Genomic DNA, 16,960 nt, shown 5'->3' with positions numbered 1-16,960 from the left:
CATACTCCTCGCTCCTGGCTGAAACCACTTCCTGCTGTGGGGTAACCGCTGCTATCAGGGCTAGAATAGAATTATGAATTATGAATTATGGATTATGGATTATGGATTATGAATTGTGAATTGTGAATTGTGAATGGAAGAAATATACTCAAACATCTGTGTTGATCCGTGAAATCTGTGGGAAAAATTTAGTCATAATCTACAAAAAAAGAAGCCTGCCTTTTAGCAGACTCCTATAAAAACAAGATTGAAAAGAATTTATTGTTTACGAATGTCCGGGACTTCCAGAGAATTCTGATCCCAGCCACCACCGAGTGCTCTGTATACTGCAACACTTGCTTTAAGCTGATTGACTTTCTTCTCTACCAGCTCAAACTTGGATTCCAGCGCATCCCGCTGAGTCAGCAAGACTTCCATATAATCGGCTCGGGCATATTTGAACAGATCGTTAGAAATATCAATAGACTTTGTTAAAGCATTCACTTCCTTTGTTTTGATATTCACACTGCTCTCCAGATTGTGAATTTTAGACAACTGGTTGGCTACTTCTATATAAGCTCCCAAAACAGTTTGCTCATAATGATATACCGCCTGGATTTGCTTTGCGTTGGCATTATAATAAGCCGCCTTAATTGCTCTTCTGTTGATCAGCGGAGCCGTAAGCTCTCCGGCAAGAGAAAACAAAAACGACTGAGGTTTGATGATATACAGCGGATTAAAAGCCTGTAAACCAACTCCTGCAGAAAGATCAAGAGAAGGGTAGAACCTTGCTTTAGCCACTTTGATATCAAGTTTGGCTGCTGCCAGCTCATACTCAGCCTGTTTAATATCCGGACGGTTTTCCAAAAGCTCAGAAGGTATTCCTCCGTACACGGCTTGTGGAACAACAGAATCAAAAGAATTCTGACTCCTTTCCACAGATTGCGGAAACCTGCCCACCAGATAATTGATTGTATTTTCAGTTTCAACAATCTTTTGCTGAATGTCATACTGCATTCCCTGGGTTTTCAGAACCTGGGCTTCAAATCTCTGCACAGCCAGTTCATTGGATCTGGCATTCTTTTTTAAATCTTTGATAATCTCCAGTGCATCATTCTGAATTTTAATATTCTGATTCAAAATGACCAGTTCGTTATCCAGTGCCAGCAACTCATAATAAGAATCTGCAATCTCTGAAATAAGATGAGTGGTCATAAAATTCTTTCCTTCAATGCTGGCAAGATACCGCTGTACCTGTGCTTTTGTAGCATTATGAAGTTTACCCCAGATATCTGTTTCCCACTGTGCCTGAGCACCAATTCCAAAGTCAAACAAAGGTTCAGGCATTTCTCTGCCTGGTTCTATTTCTGTGTTGGCTTCCATTGCTCCGATATTGGTGTAACGGCTTACTTTGTCTACACCTGCACCTGCTTTTAAACCTACAGACGGAAGATATTCACCTTTTCTGGCTTTGATTTCATTTTTAGATATTTCAATTTCCTGAAGGACAATATTCAGTTCCTGATTATTCTGAAGAGCCTGAGTAATCAGTTCCTGAAGATGTGGATCACTGAAATATTCATTCCACTTCATTTTCCCTGTATTGAGGGTATCATTTTCTGCTGAACCGTATTTTTCAGGAACGGTTTTATTTTCAGCACGCTGTGCTATTTCGATAGGTTTACAGGCAGTAAGACTTAATAAGACGACTGCCAGACCTGCATATTGATATATTTTTCTTTTATTCATAATGGATCATGTCTTCGCTTAATGGAGATTCATCTTCGTCTTTAATCATTTTTTTACCGTCAGACCACTTGGCAAATATGTAGTAGAGCCCCGGAATTACAATAACTCCGAAAAGAGTACCTATCAACATTCCACCCAGTGAAGACGCTCCAATGGTGTGGTTTCCGATGGCTCCGGCACCTCTTGCAAAAACAAGTGGAACCAATCCTGCAATAAAGGCAAAAGAGGTCATGAGAATCGGTCTGAAACGGGCCTTAGATCCTTCTACAGCAGCTTCAAGAATAGAATCTCCGGCCTGACGTCTTTTCACGGCAAATTCTACAATAAGGACTGCATTTTTACCCAATAATCCGATAATCATAATCAGTCCTACCTGTGCATAGATATCATTTTCCAGTCCCATCGCTTTTAATAATAAGAAAGACCCGAAAACTCCCACCGGAAGTGAACAAAGTACGGCAAACGGAATCAGGAAACTTTCGTACTGAGCCGCCAGAACAAGATAAACGAATACCAAAACAACAAGGAAGACATAAATAGCTTCATTACCACGCTGTGCCTCATCATAAGACAATCCTTCCCATGCCACTTTATACCCGTGAGGTAATGTTTTTGCTGCCGTTTCATTGATAGCCTGGATAGCATCTGCTGTTGTATAACCTGCAGCCGGAAGCCCACGGATTGCCGCGGAATTGTACATGTTATAACGGGTGATTTCATTCGGCCCCTGAGTCTTTTTCATGGTCATAAATGCTGAATAAGGAACCATTTCATCACGGTCGTTTTTCACATACAGATTCATAATATCCGTAGGAAGTCTTCTGAATTCAGGAGACGACTGTACATATACTTTAAAGAATTGCCCGAAACGGATAAAACCCTGTTCATAGGTACTCCCGATCAGAATGTTGAGGTTATCCATCGCTTTTCCGATAGAAACACCTTTCTGCATGGCTGCATTATTATCAAACACCAATTCATACTGGGGATAATTGGCTGCAAAGAAGGTGAACACTCCTGAAAGTTCCTTACGTTTTTTAAGCTGGGCGATGAAATCTTTATTGGCTTTATCAAATTCCTGATAATCCGTAGTTCTGTTCAGGTCAAGAAGTCTCATAGAGAAACCACCCGAAGATCCGAATCCCGGAACAGCGGGTGGTTCGAAGAATTCAATGGTAGCTCCCAGATCTTTTGATTTTTTTTCCAGTTCTTCCATGATTTCCTTTACAGAATGCTCACGGTCGTTCCAGCTTTTAAGGTTAATCAGACAGGTTCCGGCATTGGAACCACGGCCTTCCGTCATGATTTCATATCCTGCCAGTGATGATACAGATTCCACACCGTCTACTCCCATACAGATTTTCTGTAATGTTCTGGAAACCTTATTCGTTTGTTCCAGCGTAGAGCCCGGAGGTGTCTGGATAATGGCATAGATGGTTCCCTGGTCTTCATTCGGAATAAATCCACCCGGAAGTACTTTATTAATCATAACAATTCCGGCACAGAAAGCAATCAGGATTCCCCATGTGACTACCTTTCGGCTTACGATTTTTCTAAGGAATGAAGCGTATTTTCCTGTTACTTTATCAAATGCTCCGTTAAAAGAATCTAACGCTTTAATGAAAATATTTACTTTTTTAGGTTTTCCATGATGGTTTTTCAATAACATTGCTGCCAAAACCGGAGTCAGTGTAAGCGCTACTACCGCTGAAATCACAATAGAACTTGCCATGGTAATAGAAAACTGGCGATAGAAAGTTCCCACAGGACCTGTCATAAATGAAATAGGAATAAATACAGCCACCATTACGGCTGTAATGGCAATAATAGCACCTGCAATTTCACCCATCACTTCTTTTACAGCTTTATAAGGCGAGATATTACTGCCTTCCATTTTAGCGTGAACAGCTTCTATCACTACAATTGCGTTATCCACTACAATACCGATTGCCAATACCAGTGCGAAAAGGGTAACAAGGTTAATGGTTAATCCGAAGAACTGAATGACAAAGAAAGTTCCAATCAAAGAAACCGGTACGGCAATAATAGGAATCAGCGTAGAACGCCAGTCACCAAGGAAAATGAAAACCACAATGGCTACAAGGATAAATGCATCTCTCAAGGTATGCATTACCTGTTCTATAGACGCATCCAGGAATTGCGACACGTCATAACTGATTTTATAATCAACACCCGGCGGGAAGTTTCCTTTCATTTCTGCAAGTTTTGCCTTTACATCTCTGATCACATCATTGGCATTACTTCCGTAGTTTTGTTTTAAAACGATAGAAGCGGAAGGATGCCCGTCAAGATTGGAATAAATATCAAAGAATTCACTTCCCAATTCTACTTTGGCAATATCTTTCAGTTTCACATTTTCTCCTTCCGCATTGGAACGTACAATGATATTTTCATACTCTTCCGGTTTGTTGTACTGTCCTTTATAGGTCAATACATATTCCAAGGATTGTGCTGCAATACCGGAACTTTGTCCGATTCTTCCCGGACGACCAATGATACTTTGCTCACCAATAGCCTTCATCACCTCATCTACAGAAATAGAATATGCACGCATACGGTCAGGATTCAGCCAGATACGCATGGCATATCTTCGGCTGCCCAGAATCTGAGACTTTGCAATCCCGTGGATACGGTTGATTTCCGGAATGATATTCACCATAGAGTAGTTGTACAGGAATTTTTCATCCATACTTTTATTCGTACTGTAGAGATTCACATACATCAGCATACTTGGCTGAATCGGGTTTACAACCACTCCTTCTTTCTGTACAAGCTCCGGCAGTAAAGGCATTACCTGATCTACTCTCGTTTTTACCAGAACTACGGCCTCATTGGGATCGGTTCCCGGATCAAAGACAACATTTACAGTAGCTTCTCCGGCACTGGTAGCATCGGTGGTGATATAACGCATTCCCTGAACTCCGTTGATGGCATTTTCAATCGTAATCAGAGATGATTTTACCAATACATCTGCACTTGCACCCGGATAGGCAATGGAAACGGCTACTGTGGTAGGGGCAATTTTGGGAAACTGCTCTGTAGGAAGCTGCTTCATGGCGATACCTCCCATAAACAGGATAACAACCGATATTACGATAGCGAAAACCGGTCGGTGTATTACTTTTTTAAACATAATGCTGTTTTTGGGTTACTCGGCGTACAGATCCAGATTCGACATTACTTTTTCAGGTTTTTGGTATTTTGAACCAATCTTCTGGTTTTCCTGAACCATTCTAAGCCCTTCCAGCAAGATTCTGTCATCCTTTCCAAGTCCTGAAGAAACTACATAAATGTGTGGCAGCTCAGCAGCAACTTTTATTTCTCTTGCATGCACTTTATTGTCTTTGCCAATCACATAGACATATTTCTTTTCCAGTTCTTCAAAAGTGGCTTTCTGAGGAATCATCATGGCATTGGTATAAGGTGAAGTAATGACGATGTTCCCGGTTTCTCCGTATCTTAACAGCCCTTTAGGGTTGGGAAATGTAGCTCTGTAGGCAATATTCCCTGTTTCATTGTCAAAATCAGACTCTATGGTTTGTACCACACCGTCTTGAGTGAATTCTTTGCCATTGGCCATTCTCAGACGTACATGCATTGGATTGTTATCCTTTTTAGCATCCATCTGGTTAAGATATTCTGCTTCCGGTACATTGAAATATACCCACATTTTGCTGTTGTCGGAAAGTTCCGTTACCAGTTCACCTTCATCTACAAGGCTTCCCTTTCTTACGTGTAATTTTCCTACAATTCCGGTAAAAGGAGCACGGATTTCGGTGAATCTCAAATGGGTATTCATTGAAGCAAGCTCAGCCTGGGCTTTTTCATATTTTGCTTTGGCCATTGCCATTTCCTGAGGAGCAACGATGTCTTTGTCAGAAAGGTTTTTGGTATTCTGATATTCAATCTGTGCATATTTAGACTCTGCTTTGGCACGGTTTACATCCGATTCATATAAATTAGGCATGATTTTGAACATCAGCTGTCCTTTTTGTACGAATTGCCCTTCATCTACATAAATAGACTGAATGTATCCTTTTTCCTGGGCACGAAGCTCAATATGATTAATAGAACGGATTTGTGCAACATAATCTTTGTTAACTAAAGTATCTTTTATAAGCGGGCTTGTAACGTTGAATGACGCTGCTTCTGCTTTTTCCTTTTTTTCAGATTGACAGCCTGCAAACAAGAAAATAAGGCACAAGTTGATATACATGAGACTTTTCTTGACCATGATAAATTTTGTTTTTATAATAATTTATAATTGAAAAAATAGAATTACCTGCTCTCAAATTAGGATTTGAAAGCATATAAGGTTTTCGAAAAAAATTATTATAAAATCACAGTCTGATGACCCTGTACTGGATGTACAGATCATCATCTAAAGGCTTTAAGTGTTCGGATTGAGCAAGTGAAACAGCGATTTGTCTGTCGTGAAATGTAGTAACAAAACCTGAGATCAGATGCCAGAAACCATCTTTGAAAAGAGCGAGAAGCTCAGTAGAACCGGATGTTTCTACATTGTCGTCATTTTCGTTGTCGTTTTCAGAAAGATTAGCTCTGATTTTGTTGTAACGGGGATGGCTGACATTGTAAGCATCATTAGCCTCATGATTTTTAAGAAAAGCAAAAGGTGCTTTGAAGCTTTTGTTCTGATGAACAATAAGATCAGTGGTAAAATGAAGTTCGGAAGAAATATCTGTTGAAATATACTGCTGGATTTGCCCATAGTACCAACCTAAAACGGTAAGCAATGCAAATAACAAGCTGTACAAATATTGATGAAATCTTTTCCGCATCCCAGGGGCAAAGGTAGGTAAAGTTCAAAATAGGTGCAACCGTTATAGATTAAAAAAGTGTTAAAAAGCGTTCTGTTTACCGAAAAAATACATCTATTCATTAAGTTTCCTTTTTTGGCTAAGAAGAAGATAGATCCGGTGAAGTCTTCTTTACAGGTATTTCAGAATTTTGCTCTAACAAAAAATTATAGAAATGAATATTGTTTTAACAGGTTCCATCGGGAACATCGGAAAACCCCTTACAGAAGAGCTTATACAGAAAGGACACTCAGTAACAGTGATAAGCAGTACTATAGAAAGAATGTCAGCTATAGAAGCATTGGGAGCAAAAGCGGCGATAGGCAGTATGTTTGATCCTGATTTTCTCACGGATGCATTTACAGGGGCAGATATTGTTTATTTAATGGAAACCATGGAAGCAGCAGGAGATTTTTTTGATAAAGATGTTGATTTTATTGGAAAGATCTGCGAAATTGGTCACCATTACAAAACAGCTGTGGAGCGCTCTGGAGTGAAGAAAATTATCCATCTCAGCAGTATTGGAGCTCATACGGACAAAGGGACGGGGATTATTGTGTTTCATCATCATGTAGAAAATATTCTGAAGCAGCTTCCGGATGAAGTTACCATCAAATTTATTCGTCCGGTAGGCATTTATTTCAATATGTTTTCATTCATCAGTACGATTAAAAACAAAGGAGTTATTATTTCCAATTGGGGAGGAGATCAGAAAGAACCGTGGGTTTCTCCATTGGATATTGCGGCTGTTATTGCAGAAGAAACTGAAAAACCATTTGAAGGAAGAACAGTTCGTTACGTAGCAAGTGATGAGGTTTCTCCTAATGAAATTGCGAAAGCTTTGGGGAATTCAATTGGTAAGCCGGATCTTCAGTGGAAGGTGATCTCAGACCAGGAATTATTGAAAAACTGGCTTGATATCGGCTTTAATGAGCAGGTGGCTAGAGGTTTTGTAGAAACTCAGGTCGCTCAGGGAAGCGGGATTCTGTATGAAGATTATGATGAGCATCAGCCTGTTTTGGGAAAAGTAAAACTGGCCGACTTTGCAAAGGAATTTGCTGAGGTCTATCAAAATGATGAAGTGTAAATAGTGAACCACAAAAGTCACAAAAGTTTTTAAGCATTTTAGTAAGACGAAGAGCATATTCTTACGCTGAAAAGTACACTTAAGAATAAAATAACGCACTGCTTTAACCACAAGCATCTGTGAAAATCTGTGCAATCTGTGGGAAAAATAAACCACAAAAGTCACAAAAGAAGTAAATATTTAATTAAAATAAAGAGACAATTTTGACGTAGAGAAGTCCAAATAAGTTTTGAAAATAATAGTATTAACGTAAATATTTGTGAAAATCTGTGTCATCTGTGCGAAAAACCTCTACAACAAAAGTTTACTGAAAAAACAATTTGTAATTTTATAGATATGGAACAGCGGGCAATAAAAAGAATAAAAACCATTACGGAATTTCACCGTTCAAGAGGGTTGAATCCTCCTGAACATCCATTGATCAGTGTCATCGATTATAAAGATGTAAAGCGACCTGCAGACATTGGTGAAGTCAATTGGATGCTGGGTTTTTACCAGATTTCTTTAAAAATAGGAATGAATGGCAAGCTGAAATATGGCCAGCAGGAATATGATTTTGATGAAGGAACCCTGTTTTTTATTTCTCCCAACCAGGTTTTCAGGATTGAAGCGGATTCCGGTCCGAAGGAAAAGCAATCCGGCTGGATGCTGTTGATTCACCCTGATTTTCTATGGCATACTTCACTTGCCAAAACCATAAAGCAGTATGATTTTTTTGATTATTCAGTGAATGAAGCTTTATTTCTTTCGAAAAAAGAAGAGCCTACCATCAATGGAATTATAGAAAATATTGAGCAGGAGTATCATTCTGTGATTGATAAATTCAGTCAGAATATTATCATTTCACACATTGAAACATTGCTCAATTATTCCGAAAGGTTCTACGAACGGCAGTTTATCACCAGAAAAATAACCAACCATACCATTCTTAATCGTTTAGAAGTTATGCTGGATGATTATTTCAATGATAGTGATCTTGTGTCAAAAAGATTACCTACCGTACAGTTTGTTGCAGATCATCTTGGAATTTCTCCCAATTATTTAAGTCGTATGTTAAGAAGGCTTACCGGTCAGAGTACCCAGCAGTTTATTCATGATAAACTGATTGAAAAAGCAAAAGAAAAGCTTTCTACCACAGATTTATCAGTAAGTGAGATTGCTTATGAGCTTGGTTTTGAACATCCACAGTCTTTTACCAAATTGTTTAAAAATAAAACCCGTCTTTCTCCATTGGAGTTCAGAACTTCTTTTCAGTAAAGAATTCGGAAATGGTTTCTTTGTTCCTCATGATTGAATGTTGTCCTTAAAAATGTTCCGTCACAATTGACACACCTCAGAACCTGTAAGTGAGGCCGATCAGAAAACAATTAAAGCATAATAATTACCTGAGGATTTTAATAAAATTAATATTATTTTTGAAATAGCTTTATTTTGCACAATTTTTGCTGTAAAAAGCTACTTTTAACGGTTAAAATGTAACCGATAGTACAAAAAACTCCTCCAATATTTATTATGATGAAAAAATACCTTATTTATATATCACTTTTAGGCTCACCTCTATTTTGGGGACAAACCAAAGTGACGGAAAAATCTGTCTATCAACAGAAATGGGCATCGTCTGAGAAGGAAAATGAGGCAATGGCCTTTGATGCTGATATAAAATTGTCGGATACGGAAATGGCTTTGGATAAGAAAATATTCCAGGTCCGCAAACAGTTTCTCAGTGATACGGAAAAGAAAAAAATATCTTTATATAACAGTTCTTTTAATGAAATTAAGCCATTAATCGAAAGCAGCAAATTGTTTGAACTCCTTCAGACTATGCCGAAAGGAGGTTTGCTGCATACCCACAGTGGAGGAATAACAGATGTGAAATGGATCATTTCGACTGCCAGAAAATATCAGGAATGTTATGTGTATGATCAGAAAGATAATGATCAGTTCATTTTCGGACAGCTGGCTTTTTTTGAAAAAGGAAAAGTTCCGAACGGATTTGTAAGTCTTGATAAAAAACTAACCTCAACTCCTGATTTTGAAAAGGAACTCCAGGATCTTCTCACACTGAAACGCGACAATCTTTGCTCTTATACAGATTATTGGATTGAATTTGAAAAACGTTTTAAGAGGATCAGTCTGCTGCTTCCGTATCGTCCTTTCTTTAAAGAATATTATCTGAAAGGATTTAAAGATCTGATAAAAGATAAAGTACAGCACGTAGAAATCAGGTATATCTTTGATGAACTTTATGATTTTCAGCATGGGAAATATCCTTTGAAAACTTCCATCACAGATCTGAAGGATATTCTTAAAGAAATACACCAGTCAGATCCGCAGTTCACCCTTAAACTGATCTATTCAAGTTTTAAATTCTTAGATAATGAAAGTATTGGAAAACAACTGGAAACAGCATTTGAACTGAAGAAAGAATTTCCGGATATGATCTCAGGATTTGATCTTGTGGCAGATGAAGCGGCAGGGCATAACATCAGTTTTTTTGAGAAAAGCTGGACAAAACTGGATGAACTTAATAAAAAGTATGGAGTAGAGCTTCCTCTCTACCTTCATGCCGGAGAAAGCAGCTCTATCCTGAATAAAAATGTCCTGGATGTAGCGCTGTTAAACAATAAAAGAATTGGGCACGGATTGAATCTGATTTATTTCCCCAAAACAATGGAACAAATCAGAAAACAGAATAAACTGGTGGAAGTAAGCCCGATCAGTAATCAGATCTTAGGATATGTAAGTGACCTGAGAAACCATCCTGCAAGGGTTTTATTGAGCAATGGAATACAATGCTCCATCAGCAGTGATGATCCTTCCGTCTATGGATATACAGGGCTCAGCTATGATTTCTGGGTAACGCAGGTGTATTGGGATCTGGATTTAAAAGCCTTGAAGAAACTGGTTTTCAATTCTATTAATTATTCTTCGATGAATGACGGTGAGAAAAAGAAAGCACTCACTTACCTGAACCAGCAATGGGATGATTTTGTTCAGAAAACAAATCAGAAATTAAACTAATCGGGATCATCCTGATAAAAATAAAATCGCATTATTGAGCTCAATAATGCGATTTGTCTTTTAATAGAAACATTCAGATAAACAGCTATTACTTTTTAAACTTTAATCCGGACAATTTTTTTTCACGGAAGTGTTCAGTTTTGATGGACTTACTTTTGTCAAAGTCAAAGATTCACAGCCATTGAAAACAGCAAAACGTTTTATAGTTTCTGCGAAAGGTTTTAGCCATAATTCAATATCTAAAGTATTGTTTTCAATATGTAAATGAATGATTTCCAGTTTTTTTTCTTTCCTATGAGCTTTGCAGTCAACCCTTCCGATGAACTGGTCGCCATACAGAATGGGCAGACAGAAATAACCGTATTGTCTTTTTTCTTTTGGCGTATAGCATTCCAGCCGGAAATCAAAATCAAAAATCTGCCTGATTCTATCCCGATGGATAATAGAATTGTCAAACGGAGACAGCAGATGTATATTGGAATCTTTCAGATCAAATGTCTTTTCAAAAACATCATTCCGAATAAAAGCAGAAGAGAGTCCTTCTATTTTAACCTGAGATATTTCCCCTTTATCCAGCATAGTTTTCAAAATGGTATTGACATTCTTTTTTAAGTCGTTTCCTTTCCGAAGATGGGTAATCTGCTTTACCGTCGTCAATCCATAGGCACGCAGATTTGTTTTTACCAGATATTCTGCAAACTCAAGTGGAGTAGGTTCCGTGGTATCAATGAAAGAAGGCAAAACCCTTTCAGCGAGATCATACGTTTTCTGCATTCCGGAACGTCCGCTGATCATCAGATCTCCCTGCATGAAAAGTCTTTCCAGCGCTAATTTGGCAGGCTTCCAATTCCACCAGCTTCCGGCTTTATGGCTTTCATTTTCAAAATCTCTGGCCCTTTTAGGTCCTTCATTGCGGATGGTGTCTATGACATATTCCATCACTTTAGGATCTGCGTTGTAGTAACGGGATTCTCCTCTTTTGATCGTGAGCATTTGAGGCAAAACATACCGGAAATCCTGCATGGGAAGATAGGAAGCAGCATGGAACCAATATTCAAATACTTTACGATCTTCCACCAGTTCTTCCAGATAATCTGTCTGAAAATCGGGGATTCTCGTCCAAAGCGTATGATGATGGGCTCGTTCCACCATCGATAAAGTATCAATCTGTATATATCCGAGATGTTCCACAGCATTCAAAACTGCAGTTTTTCCAGTTCCGAACGGTGTGCTTTGTAGTAATCCCTGACTATTTAATGTTATAAGCTTTAAATGTTCTAGCGCCAGCTTCTTTTCCATATTGTAATTCCAAGAAAACAGGTTTTATGATGTTTCTTTCAAATATAATGATTTAACAGAATAATAAAAGGAGGCTTCTTTTCTAAAATTAGATTTGTCATATTCGAAATATCCTGATTTCTGGTACAGTAATTTATTCAAACTTCCGGCAAATATCGAAGATATTTGCCGGAAGTTTTTTGTTAATTTATTTCAGAAAAATTACATAGACAATACAATTTTACCCAGCAGAGGCCTGTCTCTTTTCGAATCCTCAATTCTCTGATGAGCTTTTTGAACATCTTCAAGTGGATATATACTGTCTATAACAGGTTTTACATGCCCGGTTTCAATTAAGTCAGTGATATGGTGAAGTTCATCCCTGCTTTGTCGGGTAAAAACAAAATGATAAGTCGCATTCTTTTCCCAGGCATTGATGAGGTTTTGAGGCTGTGGAATATCAACGAGTGTTACAACAGAACCATAATCTGCTAATGCAAGCGGACTGTCTGAAAGGGTAGTTCCTCCCACAGTGTCAATGATTACATCAACACCCTTTCCATTTGTATATGTTTTGATTTCCTCAATATAGTTTTCCTTATGATGATCGATCACAACATCAGCTCCAAGATTTTTTAGTTTTTCATGTAAAATACTTTGCCCTGTGGTATACACAAAAGCACCCAATGATTTAGCAACCTGTATGGCCAATGTTCCCACACCTCCCGCACCGCCAAGGATAAGAATACGGTCTCCCTTTTTCAGTTGAGCCCTTACCACAAGCATTTCCCAAACTGTTCCTCCAATAAGGGGAATAGAAGCAGCTTCCTCATAGCTGATAGTATCTGGCATTCTGGATAATGAAGACTCATCGGTAAGATGATACTCGGAATAGCTGCCCGAACTTCCAAAACGGGGAGAATAATATACCTTATCACCAGGTTTCCATTTTTTAACGGATTCACCTACCGCTATAATATCACCGGCAATATCATGACCTGTTATGATAGGCAGATCGAAAAGTGATGCATAATCACCTCTTCTGATCTGGTAATCCAGCGGGTTAATAGAGGTTGCTCTTACTTTTACCAGTACCTGAGACGGATCTTTTATTACAGGATCAGGCATTTCTGTAAGCTGCAGAACTTCCGGTCCGCCATACTTTGTAATGAGAATTGTTTTCATAGTGAGATATTTCTCTTATTCTTTTTTCTGATTATAGATTTATCGGGGTAATGTTCGCATAAATTCAAAGATTTCAACACCTATTTCTGCTGCATGTGTTTCCAGTGCAAAATGTCCTGTATCATAAAACTTTAATTTTGCATCCGGTACATCTTTTTTATAGGCTTCAGCTCCGGCAGGAAGAAAATAAGGATCTTTGTTTCCCCACACCAATAATAATTTTGGCTGATATTTTCTGAAATATTCATGGAATTTGGGATATAAAGCCACATTGGTTCTGTAATCTTTTACCAAATCCAGCTGTATCTCTATATTGCCTGGCCTGTCAAGGGATTTCTGATCGAGGGTATACGCTTCCGGGGCAATTAATGAAGGATCAGAAACACCATGTTGATACTGAAACAAAGTAACTTCTTCAGACACAAAGTTTCTTAAGGCAAGACGGTTAGCTTGTGAAGGATCTTTCCAGTATTTCTGGATCGGATTCCATTGATCGCTTAAACCTTCTTCATACGCATTTCCGTTTTGTGAAACGATACCCGTAATTTTCTCAGGATTATTCATTGCCAGACGCAAACCTACCGGAGCTCCGTAATCAAAGATATAAACGGCAAAACGTTTCATCTCCAGCTTGTCTACAAAAGCCTGTACCGTTCCTGCAAGATTGTCGAATGTATAAGAGAACCTGTTATGATCCGGAGCATCAGAATAACCGAATCCCGGAAGATCCGGAGCGATTACATGGTATTTTTTGCTCAAAATCGGGATCAGATTTCTGAACATATGAGATGAGGTAGGATATCCGTGGAGAAGAAGGATCGTGGGAGCATCGGCTGGGCCGGCCTCTCTGTAAAACAGGTTAAGATCATTTACTTTGATGTTGCGATAATGAATAGGATAGTTTTCCATAATGTGATTGTTTACATGTAATTTTTGATTGGATTGTGCCATGGTCATCGTACCTGTGAATAAGGCAACAGATAAACCTGCAATGAATTGTCTTGAAATTATTTTCATTTATTTTTTTTGATAGTTCAAAATTAATACGGATATTTGATTATTAAAAACGATTAATTGTAATGATTTAAATCACTAATAATGATTAATTGAAATGAACATACACGATTTAAAAATATTTGAAGCGGTAGCAGAAACGGGAAGTTTTACAAAAGCAGCCTCTGTCATGTTTACCGTCCAATCGAATGTTACAGCAAGAATAAAAAGTCTTGAAGATGAGTTTAATACCAAGCTTTTTTCACGTACCTCGAGAAAAGTAGAGCTTACTTCTGAAGGCATGATCCTGATGCAGTATTCTAAACAGATTCAGCATTTGGTGGAAGAAGCAAAAAACAATATTCTGAGCGGTGACAACATCCGAGGATGCCTGAAAATAGGCTGTATAGAAACAACAATGGCATTAAAAGTTCCGGAAATCCTCAATACTTTTGATGATAAATACCCTGGTATTGAGCTGGAGTTTAAGTCAGATACCAGAGATTCAGTACTGTCTGATGTTTTGGAGTACAGGCTGGATGCAGCCTTTGTTTCTGCCCCTGTGAATGCCAAAGGACTGGAGAAAATCTGCATTAAGGAAGAACAGCTTGTGATTCTGGCTTCCTCAAAAGGCCCGAATCTGCAGACACTCATCGCCAATGAACCACTGAAAATAGTGGTATTTGATGAAGGCTGTATTTTCAGGGAACGATTAGAATCCTGGTTGAGCCATAAGGGAATTCTTAATTATAAAAGTACGGTTCTGAATTCTATTGAAGGGGTCATTAACTTTGTGGAAGCAGGCCTGGGAGTCAGTATATTGCCGGAGGAAGTGGTTACTCAATACTATGCGGGAAGAGGGATTAAGACGTATGGGCTGAACAAGCAACTGGGAACGATGAATACGATTCTTGTTTTCAGAAAAGACGGGCCACAGTCCAAAGCTCTGCAGTGTTTTATTGATATGCATTCACAATTATTATAATTCTTCTCCAACTTGCTTTTTACCAAATGGTAAATATTCTACCTTAAGTATTGCTAACTTTGTCATAATGAAAGAGTTTATAGAATATATCCTGCAGTTTGGTCATTTAAACCAGCAACAAATAGATCTTATCACAAGCAAAGCCCAAGAAATCGAACTGAGCAAAGATGAGTATTTTGCAGAAGCAGGAAAAGTCCTGAGACAGGTAGGTTTTATTCTCGACGGAATTCTTCGTATCTGTTATTACAACAACAAAGGAGAAGAAATCACCAAGATTTTTCTGGAAGAGAATCATCTGCTTTTTAATCTGAAAAATGTACCTTCCACAGAATATATACAGGCTGCAACCCATTGCCATTTGCTTGTGTTTTCTAATCAGGACTGGAAAGATATTTCAGATACGATTATTGACTGGGAAAATATCATTCAGAAAATCACAAATAAAGCACTCGCCCAGAAATTAGAAAGAGTAAGCTCGTTAGTAGCTCAGGATGCTACCACCCGCTATCTGGAATTCATGGAAAAATATCCCACATTGGTTAACCGTATTCCTTTGTCCTATATTGCTTCTTATCTTGGGATTACCCAGCAGTCACTCAGCAGAATCAGAAAAAATATCCGGTAAACTGCTTTTTACCAAATGGTAAACAGGTTCTTTTTTTATCGTTGCAAATTTGTGATATCAATTTTAAAAAATAAAAAATGAACCCAACGATTTTCATTACAGGTACATCATCAGGATTAGGAAAGGCGGCTGCAAAGCTGTTTGCATCAAAAGACTGGACGGTAATTGCTGCTATGCGGTATCCGGAAAAAGAAACTGAGCTTACAGAGTTTCCCAATATTCATCTTCTGAAATTAGACATCAGCGATCCGAAACAGATTTCCGGAATTGCTTCAGAAGCAGAAAAGATAAGCCCTGTAGATATAGTACTGAATAATGCCGCCTATGGACTAATGGGACCTTTTGAAGGAACTACAGACGAAGAATTGAGCCAGCAGATCAATACTAATTTTTTAGGAACGATACTGGTTACAAAATCATTTCTTCCTTATTTAAGAGCCAGAAAAAAGGGAACAATAATTACGGTAACCTCATCCACAGCCAATATTCCATATCCTTTTGTTTCCGTATATGCTGCAACAAAATCAGCGCTTGAAAAATGGTCAGAAGGCATGAGTTATGAATTGAAAGAGTGGGGGATCAGTATCAAAACAGTGGTTCCTGCTTATATGCAAACTCATTTTGGAAGCAATGCCCAAATGGTTTCCCATCCGGATTATCAGAATGTTTTCAATCAATATATTCAATCCATGAGAGCGGATTCCACTGCGAAACGGGATACTCCTGAAACCATTGCTGATATCGTGTATGAAGCAGCAACAGACCACAAGCAGCAGGTTCATTATATCGCTGGTGATCTGGCAACCGTAGAATATGAATGGCTTAGAAAAGAGGGAATAGAAACTGTATTGGAAACAATGAGCCAGCGGTTTTTGAGCTGATACATTATTTTTCAAAGCAATCTGTACTCTTAGAGATCTTCATTTTACAACAAGCCTTTCAACCCTGAAAGGCTTTTGATTTTAAATATGTTTTTTATTTCAACGCGTGAGTATGCTTAAGAGAAAAAACGAAGATTTTTAAGAAGATTATTTTTTTATACGTAAAAATGCCTATGCACTACAGTACAAATACTTGGCTTCAAAATCAGAGATTTATACCCTAAAATCTGGTCTTTTTTCATCGTTACTTTGGTATGTTCAAAAGAAGCTTCCAAACCCTGAACAACGGCAGTATCCGAAAAGCCAACAAAAGAGTAGGAACCATACCAAATATTATTA

At 38.3% G+C, this 16,960-nt stretch carries 13 protein-coding genes; 6 read left to right on the top strand and 7 right to left on the bottom strand.

The genetic code is table 11. From position 1 onward, the window contains the following. Window positions 1-258: 258 nt before the first annotated feature. The 4 genes from CQ022_RS07345 to CQ022_RS07330 all read right to left on the bottom strand — a co-directional run bounded on the left by CQ022_RS07345 (window position 259) and on the right by CQ022_RS07330 (window position 6,548). Window positions 259-1,728 (bottom strand): TolC family protein, encoded by a 1,470-nt coding sequence (locus tag CQ022_RS07345; RefSeq protein WP_105680792.1) that lies wholly within the window; start codon window positions 1,726-1,728, stop codon window positions 259-261. Then, complete coding sequence (locus CQ022_RS07340) at window positions 1,721-4,882, bottom strand: efflux RND transporter permease subunit (protein ID WP_105680791.1); 3,162 nt, start codon at window positions 4,880-4,882, stop codon at window positions 1,721-1,723. Before CQ022_RS07340 ends, CQ022_RS07345 begins: the two co-directional genes overlap by 8 nt. A gap of 15 nt (window positions 4,883-4,897) precedes the next feature. Beyond that, a complete protein-coding gene (locus CQ022_RS07335; RefSeq protein ID WP_105680790.1) occupies window positions 4,898-5,983 on the bottom strand; it encodes an efflux RND transporter periplasmic adaptor subunit in 1,086 nt (361 codons plus the stop codon). 106 nt (window positions 5,984-6,089) lie between these two features. Next, window positions 6,090-6,548, bottom strand: coding sequence for a hypothetical protein (locus CQ022_RS07330; RefSeq protein ID WP_105680789.1), 459 nt, complete (start codon window positions 6,546-6,548; stop codon window positions 6,090-6,092). A gap of 193 nt (window positions 6,549-6,741) precedes the next feature. Between CQ022_RS07330 and CQ022_RS07325 the strand changes: the two genes are divergently transcribed. The 3 genes from CQ022_RS07325 (at window position 6,742) to CQ022_RS07315 (ending at window position 10,674) form a co-directional block, all read left to right on the top strand. Then, the gene (locus tag CQ022_RS07325) at window positions 6,742-7,653 is read left to right on the top strand and encodes an SDR family oxidoreductase (RefSeq protein ID WP_105680788.1); all 912 of its coding nucleotides are present in this window, start codon (window positions 6,742-6,744) and stop codon (window positions 7,651-7,653) included. Window positions 7,654-7,989: 336 nt separating this feature from the next. Continuing rightward, on the top strand, window positions 7,990-8,910 hold the full coding sequence (locus CQ022_RS07320; RefSeq protein WP_105680787.1) for an AraC family transcriptional regulator: 921 nt from the start codon (window positions 7,990-7,992) through the stop codon (window positions 8,908-8,910). A gap of 255 nt (window positions 8,911-9,165) precedes the next feature. Continuing rightward, complete coding sequence (locus CQ022_RS07315; protein ID WP_105680786.1) at window positions 9,166-10,674, top strand: adenosine kinase; 1,509 nt, start codon at window positions 9,166-9,168, stop codon at window positions 10,672-10,674. Between the two features lie 102 nt (window positions 10,675-10,776). Here the strand turns inward: CQ022_RS07315 and CQ022_RS07310 are convergent, their stop codons facing one another. From CQ022_RS07310 to CQ022_RS07300, 3 genes are all read right to left on the bottom strand, one after another. Then, window positions 10,777-11,973, bottom strand: a complete 1,197-nt coding sequence (locus tag CQ022_RS07310) for a winged helix-turn-helix domain-containing protein (protein ID WP_105680785.1) — start codon at window positions 11,971-11,973, stop codon at window positions 10,777-10,779. Window positions 11,974-12,174: 201 nt separating this feature from the next. Further along, a complete protein-coding gene (locus CQ022_RS07305; RefSeq protein ID WP_105680784.1) occupies window positions 12,175-13,137 on the bottom strand; it encodes a zinc-binding dehydrogenase in 963 nt (320 codons plus the stop codon). A 39-nt stretch (window positions 13,138-13,176) separates the two neighbouring features. Then, a complete protein-coding gene (locus CQ022_RS07300; protein ID WP_228421486.1) occupies window positions 13,177-14,154 on the bottom strand; it encodes an alpha/beta fold hydrolase in 978 nt (325 codons plus the stop codon). 94 nt (window positions 14,155-14,248) lie between these two features. On the opposite strand from CQ022_RS07300, the gene CQ022_RS07295 reads away from it, so the two are divergent. The 3 genes from CQ022_RS07295 (at window position 14,249) to CQ022_RS07285 (ending at window position 16,621) form a co-directional block, all read left to right on the top strand. Next, window positions 14,249-15,115 carry a LysR family transcriptional regulator gene (locus tag CQ022_RS07295; protein ID WP_105680783.1) on the top strand — a complete coding sequence of 289 codons (867 nt, stop codon included), beginning with the start codon at window positions 14,249-14,251 and terminating at the stop codon, window positions 15,113-15,115. Window positions 15,116-15,182: 67 nt separating this feature from the next. Next, the gene (locus CQ022_RS07290; RefSeq protein WP_105680782.1) at window positions 15,183-15,740 is read left to right on the top strand and encodes a Crp/Fnr family transcriptional regulator; all 558 of its coding nucleotides are present in this window, start codon (window positions 15,183-15,185) and stop codon (window positions 15,738-15,740) included. A 77-nt stretch (window positions 15,741-15,817) separates the two neighbouring features. Beyond that, on the top strand, window positions 15,818-16,621 hold the full coding sequence (locus CQ022_RS07285) for an SDR family oxidoreductase (protein ID WP_105680781.1): 804 nt from the start codon (window positions 15,818-15,820) through the stop codon (window positions 16,619-16,621). Window positions 16,622-16,960: the final 339 nt, after the last annotated feature.

This window comes from Chryseobacterium culicis, assembly GCF_002979755.1.
Lineage (GTDB): Bacteria > Bacteroidota > Bacteroidia > Flavobacteriales > Weeksellaceae > Chryseobacterium > Chryseobacterium culicis_A.
This window is presented reverse-complemented; position numbering and strand designations above follow the sequence as displayed.

Bases quoted from the DNA above. Each gene is read 5' to 3' on its own strand.
- CQ022_RS07345 (WP_105680792.1), bottom strand. From the start codon at position 1,728: ATGAATAAAAGAAAAATATATCAATATGCAGGTCTGGCAGTCGTCTTA.
- CQ022_RS07340 (WP_105680791.1), bottom strand. From the start codon at position 4,882: ATGTTTAAAAAAGTAATACACCGACCGGTTTTCGCTATCGTAATATCG.
- CQ022_RS07335 (WP_105680790.1), bottom strand. From the start codon at position 5,983: ATGGTCAAGAAAAGTCTCATGTATATCAACTTGTGCCTTATTTTCTTG.
- CQ022_RS07330 (WP_105680789.1), bottom strand. From the start codon at position 6,548: ATGCGGAAAAGATTTCATCAATATTTGTACAGCTTGTTATTTGCATTG.
- CQ022_RS07325 (WP_105680788.1), top strand. From the start codon at position 6,742: ATGAATATTGTTTTAACAGGTTCCATCGGGAACATCGGAAAACCCCTT.
- CQ022_RS07320 (WP_105680787.1), top strand. From the start codon at position 7,990: ATGGAACAGCGGGCAATAAAAAGAATAAAAACCATTACGGAATTTCAC.
- CQ022_RS07315 (WP_105680786.1), top strand. From the start codon at position 9,166: ATGATGAAAAAATACCTTATTTATATATCACTTTTAGGCTCACCTCTA.
- CQ022_RS07310 (WP_105680785.1), bottom strand. From the start codon at position 11,973: ATGGAAAAGAAGCTGGCGCTAGAACATTTAAAGCTTATAACATTAAAT.
- CQ022_RS07305 (WP_105680784.1), bottom strand. From the start codon at position 13,137: ATGAAAACAATTCTCATTACAAAGTATGGCGGACCGGAAGTTCTGCAG.
- CQ022_RS07300 (WP_228421486.1), bottom strand. From the start codon at position 14,154: ATGAAAATAATTTCAAGACAATTCATTGCAGGTTTATCTGTTGCCTTA.
- CQ022_RS07295 (WP_105680783.1), top strand. From the start codon at position 14,249: ATGAACATACACGATTTAAAAATATTTGAAGCGGTAGCAGAAACGGGA.
- CQ022_RS07290 (WP_105680782.1), top strand. From the start codon at position 15,183: ATGAAAGAGTTTATAGAATATATCCTGCAGTTTGGTCATTTAAACCAG.
- CQ022_RS07285 (WP_105680781.1), top strand. From the start codon at position 15,818: ATGAACCCAACGATTTTCATTACAGGTACATCATCAGGATTAGGAAAG.